We start from the raw sequence: 6,020 nt of genomic DNA, 5'->3' as shown, positions 1-6,020 counted from the left end.
CATTGCAATTGCTGCTCGTCCCGATGCGTATCTTCGGGGACACGCCAGCAGGGCGCAGCATCTATCTCTACGAGGACAACAAGCGGCTCGTCAGGCTGGTCGAGAATGCGGCCGCGTTGATCGAGGCCCAGGGATCGGACGCCTTTGCGGCCTTTGCCGTCAAGGGATCGATCTGGCTCGATGGTGAGCGCTACCTGTTCGTTTATGACGACCAGGGCACCGCGGTCTTCCACCCGATCGAGCGGGAGCTGGTCGGCCAGAATCTTGCCGGTTTCAGGGATATAGCAGGGCGGCCCGTGGTGGCCAGGATGATGGAGATCGCGCAGCGGCCGGAGCCGGATGCCAGTGGCTGGGTCTTCTACCTCTGGGAGGGGCCCTGGCATACCCGCCCGCAATGGAAGGGGTCCTACGTGCGCAAGGCCGTGGCGCCGGGTGGCAGCGTGTTCCTCGTCGGCAGCGGGCTGTACAACGTCAAGATCGAAAAGGCGTTCATTGAGACCGCCGTGGACCAGGCCGCCCGCTTGATACAGACACGGGGCACGGAGGCCGCGTTCGCCGAGCTGCGGGACATCGCCTGTCCGTATCATGTGCTGGATGCCTATATCCGAGTGACCGACGAGGACGGCAATGTCCTCGTGGATCCGCTGTTCCCGAGCCTGGAGCGGACGCGTAACGTCTCCGAAGTGGCCGATTTGGTCGGCAAGAAGGTGTTTCAGGAGACGAAGGCGGCCCTACAGCACCGCGAAAATACCTGGACCAGCTTCACCGCACCGAAGCCGGGCTCCGGCCTGCCGGAAAAGCGTCTGCTCTACACGCGCAAGGTCAGCGACGGCGAGAAGACATTCTACGTCGGCTCGGCGTACGTGCCGGCGTCACCGCTCTGGTTGAACTGAGGCTCCGCTATGGCCTCGAAGCCGCGGGATCTGATTTATGGCCTGGACGACGGGCCGCCCCTCGGCGACCTGTTGATCCTGGGTTGCCAGCACATCTTCCTGATGTCGAGCACCCTCGTGCTGCCCATCGTCCTCGTCACGGAGATCGGGGGCACCTTCGACGAGGTCCGCTCGGTCATTGCACTGACGATGATCGCCTGCGGCATCGGGACCATCGTGCAGAGCCTGCGCTGCCGCTTCATCGGCTCGGGCTTCGTCTGCCCCAATCTGTGCGGCCCCAACTTCTTCACCGCGTCGATGGAGGCGGCGTGGCTCGGGGGCCTGCCGCTGCTGCGGGGCATGACCATCGTTGCGGGCCTCGCCGAGGCGGTGTTCGCGCGCTTCGTGCACCGGCTCGCCTTTCTCTTCCCGCCCGAGATCACCGGCCTGGTCGTGTTGATGGTGGCTCAGGGGCTGGTCACCCTTGGCGTCTCCAAGTTTCTGGGAATCAACTTCGAGGGCGAGCCCATTCAGCTCGACACTGTCTCGATCGCCTCCGTCACGCTGCTGATCATGATCGGCGTCAACATCTGGGGCAAAGGCAACCTGCGCCTGTACAGCGTCTTTCTGGGCTTCTTCTTCGGCTACATCCTGTCCGTGGCCCTCGGGGTGCTGCCTTTGAGCAGACTTGCCGAAGTGCTAGGCGCGCCTTGGGTGGCACTGCCCTTCCTCGAGAACAGCCTCGAGATCGCCTTCGACTGGTCTTTGGTGCCGGTCTTCGTCATCGTCTCGATCACCGGCGCACTCAAGTCCTTCGGCAATCTGATCATGTGCGAGAAGATCAATGACGAGGCCTGGCAGGCACCGGACATGCGCCGCGTCTCCAACGGGCTGGTCGCGGATGCCGCCGCCGTGGCGTCCTCGGGCCTGCTCGGCGGCATGGCCTCGGATACGTCGGCCAGCAACGTCGCGCTGACCAAGGCATCGGGTGCGACCAGCCGCGGCATCGCCTACGTCGCCGGCGGCCTGTTCATCCTGCTCGCCTTCTTCCCCAAGGTTTCCGGGCTGCTGTCGGCGATGCCGTCACCGGTGATGGGCGCCATACTGGTCTATGTGTCGAGCTTCATGATCTTCTCCGGCATCCAGATCATCCTGGGCTCGGGCGTGGATACCCGGAAGACCTTCGTCATCGGCATCCCGCTGATCTTCGGTCTGAGCCTCGATATCGCCCCATCCCTGTTCGCGGATGTGCCCCCGATTCTGCGCCCGCTGTTCGAATCGTCGCTGACGCTCAGCACCGTCATGGCCGTGCTGCTCCATCAGCTGCTGCGCATCGGCGGACCTCGAGCCACCCCGCAGGCGCACTGACAGAGGCCCGCGGCAGCCATCAGCCCGGTGCCGGCCAGAGCCGGCACCGGCACGGCACCCTGCGTCCAGCGCAGGCTCGAGTCCCGGAGGGCGACCGGCGCGAGCCCGGCCTTTCGGGTACAGCACAATCGACAGAGGTAAGCCCACATGGCCGACAAGGACCCCTTCCTGGAGGCTGCCATCGCCGAAGCCCGTCAGGGCCTTGCCGAGGGCGGCATTCCCATCGGCGCGGTCATCGTGCACCGCGGCCGCATCATCGGGCGCGGTCACAACCGGCGCGTGCAGAAGGGCAGCGCCATCCTGCATGGCGAGATGGACGCGTTCGAGAACGCGGGCCGCCAGCCGGCGAAGGTGTACCGGGAATCGGTGCTCTACACCACGCTGTCCCCGTGCTCCATGTGCAGCGGCGCGATCCTGCTCTATGGCATTCCAAGGGTCGTCGTTGGAGAGAATCAGACCTTCCTCGGCGAAGAGGCCCTGTTGCGCTCCCGCGGCGTGCAGGTGGAGGTCGTGCAGGACAGCGCCTGCATCGAGCTGATGCGGGATTTCATCGCCGCGAGGCCGCAGCTCTGGGACGAGGACATCGGCGAGCCCTGACGGGCCGGCGGCCGGGCGCACAGGGACTCGCGGGGACCTCGATCCGACCTGGCTCTGCGGCAACGCGGGGCTGCCGCGCTCCAGGTGATACCAGCGCGGACCCGAGGGGCTGCGCGGATCTTGCATGACCGCAAGAGCGGTAGTGATCGAGGCGGCCCTCGCCGACGTGGACGCGGCGGCGGCCGGGCCCCAAGCCGCGAGGTGGCGGACCTCCCCGGGGGCCGCCCGGCCGCGGCCCGTGCCTCTGACCCGAATGACCCTTCGACAAGGGCCATCCGGACTCATGACGCCGGCAGCGCGGCGGCGATGGCCGCCGGGCCGCGGGTTGGGGGCGATCTGTCGGGGTCGCTCCGGCCGCCGCGCCGCCGTCTGCGGCCGGTTGCCCCGTGGAGCGGCAGCCGAGCGGCCGGCACAGCGACGGTGAGCAGGCCCCCGCGGCGGGCAGGGGGTATCCAACCCATGCGCCGGTGCAAATGCCCCGTCGTCCGAGCTCGCGCACCGACCGCCAAGGGGGACCTGTTGTTTCAGTTCGATCTAAGGCGCATTCGCGACCGCCAGGAAACGACGCTGCTGATCGTCGACGTGGCGATGCTCGTCCTGCTGGTGGTCAACCTGAGCTGGCTCATCTTCGACTCGCTGTTCGCCGCCCGCTGGTTCGCGGGCGCCGTCGAGCATGTGTCGCCCGCGTTCCACGACTGGTATGCGACGAGCGTTGCGCCCGACTTCTGGCGCTACGACCTCGTGTTCGTCGCCATCTTCCTGACCGAGTTCTTCGTTCGCTGGACCATTGCCATAAGGCGCGAGAGGTACCTGCGCTGGTATTTCTACCCCTTTCTGCACTGGTATGAGCTGCTGGGCTGCATTCCCGTGCTAGGGTTCCGGGTGCTGCGCTTCCTGCGCATCTTCTCGATGCTGGTGCGCCTCAACCGGCTCGGCGTCATCAACCTGAAGGACACCGAGGTCGGCCGGTTCGTGCACACGTACTACGATGTCTTCGTCGAAGAGATCTCCGATCGGGTGGTGCTGAGCGTGCTGGACCGTGTCCAGGCCGAGCTCGGCTCCGGGCAACCGTTGTCCCATCGCATCGTCGATGAGGTGGTGCTGGTCCGCCGCCACGAGCTGGTGGAGGAGATCGGCCTTCAGGTGGACGACATCCTGCGCCGCAACTATGACCTGAACAAGGACGATATCCATGCCTATCTCGATGCGCGCATCCGGTACGCGGTGGAGCACAGCGAAGCCGTGAGTCGGCTCGGCCGCATTCCGGTCTTTGGCGGCCGCGCCACCGATATGCTGGAGCGGTCAGTGAGCGACATCGCTCGCAACCTGGTCGAGACGGCCATCGCCGACCTGCGCTCGGCGGACAACCGCCTGGTCATCGAGGACATCGTCCGCGCCGTCATCGATGTGCTCGTGGACCACGGCGACCGCTTCCATGCCACGACCAACGACATGCTGATCGACGCCATCGACATCCTGAAGGAGCGGGTCCGGGTCCAGCGCTGGCGCGAGCGTATGAAAGAAGCTCATCCGGTGCACAAGCAGCGCTGACCTCCGACCAAGACCGCCGGCGGGCGCGGCCGGCCTCATCTCAGGTAAGGCGGGATATAGTCCTCGAGCTCGCCGTCAGCCAAATAGGGCAGCGTCACCGTCTCGTAGTAATCCTCCCCCCTGGCAAACCAACGGTGCCAGGCGTCTATCCATTCTTGCGGCATCTGCTCCGGCAGCCAGAACCTGTCGGGAATATCCGCGGACGGCACAGGACGAGCCGGAACGACGACGTCGGCCACGACCACCCCGGCACCGTCTTCCAGTTTGCGCCGCGCGAGAACCTTGCCGGTCGCATCCGTGACCATGGCCTCGCCCAGATAGACCGACCGGTAGGGGACATCGGGCAGCTCGGGGCTGTCGTAGCCTTCAAATGGGCCCGCATGAGACGCGTGCACCACCGGCACGCCCAGCATGCGCGCAAGCATTGGCGGCGCCTCCCTCAACATCTGCAGATTGACTGTCCGAAGCGGGTGATCGGGATCTGCTTCTTCCGGCAAGGTCCACCAGGTCGAGCCCGCGAGCAGCAACCGGACCTTGCCCGACAGCCGTCGCGCCGTGCCGGAGCGAACCATCTCCCAGCACAGCGCGGCCCCGACCGGCCCCAGCGGGGTGCTCAATACCCCGTCATCGTGCCCGTTCTCGTAGTAGCAGGCTTCCCAGAAGGTCGGGAAGTCCTTGTCGTGGCGCACGGTCGTACCGTCCGGCATGACCAGCAGCAGCGCGTTGTGCACACGCCCGGCGTCTTCAGCGAGAAAAGAGCCGGCAACGATCGCGTTTTCCTGCCGGGCAAGATCCTTCAACAGCTCGGCCGGGGGACCGTCGACGGGGCGGATCGCCTTGACCATGTCCTCGTGGAAGGCCGCCGCGGACGTGAACATCTCGGGCAGCGTGATCAGCGCTGCACCCTTGGCGGCGGCTTCTCTGACCAGCTGCTCGACCTGCGCGAGATTGGCATCCACGCCACCGAGCTGGGGCGTCATCTGGATCGCGGCCACTCTGATGGTCTCGTCGCGCTCCGGCTCGGGTATCGCCGTCTCGGTGGAGGCCATGACAGAACGGTGTCCGGCCAGGAGCACCGTGGTCGCGAGCCACTCGATGAACCGCCGCCGCCTCAGCGACGGCAGCGGCGGGTGCTGCTGGCGGTCCTCTGTCAAATCGGGCTTCGTCTGCATCGGCCAGTCTCCCGGGCTGAATCTGTCTGACGGAGACAAAAGCTTAGCAGCCTGGTCGGGATTCGCTCGGCGGCGAGGCCTTGGCCGGTCGTGGAGGACGGACTCGCCAGCATCGGATCCTCTCGTCCTCGTGCGGCTGGCTACGTCCGTGCGGGCAAGCCGGCTTCCTCCGGCCTTGTCCAAGAGGCGACGGAAGGGGCCGGCAATGCTGGGCTGCTTGCTGTTACGGTGCCACCGGGGGCGGTATCGGCTTCTGGGTCGTAACCACGGGCAACCCCATCTCTTTGCACACAACTCGAAGAACCTCCGGTAACATGCTGTAAAGCATGAGTTTAAGTGAGGAGTGGCATGAGTTGGGCGGCGGACGAGTTTCGGGATCTGGACCTGGGGGACAAGCGTCGTGCGGCCCGTGCGGTCCTGCTGGCGGAGCGCTTGGCCGACAAGCCGACGGCGAGTCTGC

At 66.0% G+C, this 6,020-nt stretch carries 6 protein-coding genes; 5 read left to right on the top strand and 1 reads right to left on the bottom strand.

Annotated features, from left to right (window positions below; all coding sequences use genetic code 11):
• From LJE61_RS11355 to LJE61_RS11340, 4 genes are all read left to right on the top strand, one after another.
• Positions 1 to 893, top strand: an 893-nt coding sequence (locus LJE61_RS11355; protein ID WP_296918444.1) for a cache domain-containing protein, incomplete at its 5' end; no start/stop codon positions are given.
• Between the two features lie 9 nt (positions 894 to 902).
• Positions 903 to 2,240 carry a uracil-xanthine permease family protein gene (locus tag LJE61_RS11350; RefSeq protein ID WP_296918443.1) on the top strand — a complete coding sequence of 446 codons (1,338 nt, stop codon included), beginning with the start codon at positions 903 to 905 and terminating at the stop codon, positions 2,238 to 2,240.
• Positions 2,241 to 2,387: 147 nt separating this feature from the next.
• A complete protein-coding gene (locus LJE61_RS11345; RefSeq protein ID WP_296918441.1) occupies positions 2,388 to 2,837 on the top strand; it encodes a nucleoside deaminase in 450 nt (149 codons plus the stop codon).
• Positions 2,838 to 3,356: 519 nt separating this feature from the next.
• Positions 3,357 to 4,388 carry a hypothetical protein gene (locus LJE61_RS11340; RefSeq protein ID WP_296918439.1) on the top strand — a complete coding sequence of 344 codons (1,032 nt, stop codon included), beginning with the start codon at positions 3,357 to 3,359 and terminating at the stop codon, positions 4,386 to 4,388.
• Between the two features lie 35 nt (positions 4,389 to 4,423).
• Here the strand turns inward: LJE61_RS11340 and LJE61_RS11335 are convergent, their stop codons facing one another.
• The gene (locus LJE61_RS11335) at positions 4,424 to 5,560 is read right to left on the bottom strand and encodes a carbon-nitrogen hydrolase family protein (RefSeq protein ID WP_296918437.1); all 1,137 of its coding nucleotides are present in this window, start codon (positions 5,558 to 5,560) and stop codon (positions 4,424 to 4,426) included.
• A gap of 348 nt (positions 5,561 to 5,908) precedes the next feature.
• Here LJE61_RS11335 and LJE61_RS11330 point away from each other — a divergent pair.
• Positions 5,909 to 6,020, top strand: a 112-nt coding sequence (locus LJE61_RS11330; protein ID WP_296918446.1) for an IS4/Tn5 family transposase DNA-binding protein, incomplete at its 3' end; no start/stop codon positions are given.

This window comes from Thiocapsa sp., from assembly GCF_022340925.1.
Classification (GTDB): domain Bacteria; phylum Pseudomonadota; class Gammaproteobacteria; order Chromatiales; family Chromatiaceae; genus Thiocapsa.
The sequence above is the reverse complement of the archived record's forward strand: the minus strand, read 5'-3'. Positions and strand labels throughout refer to the sequence as shown.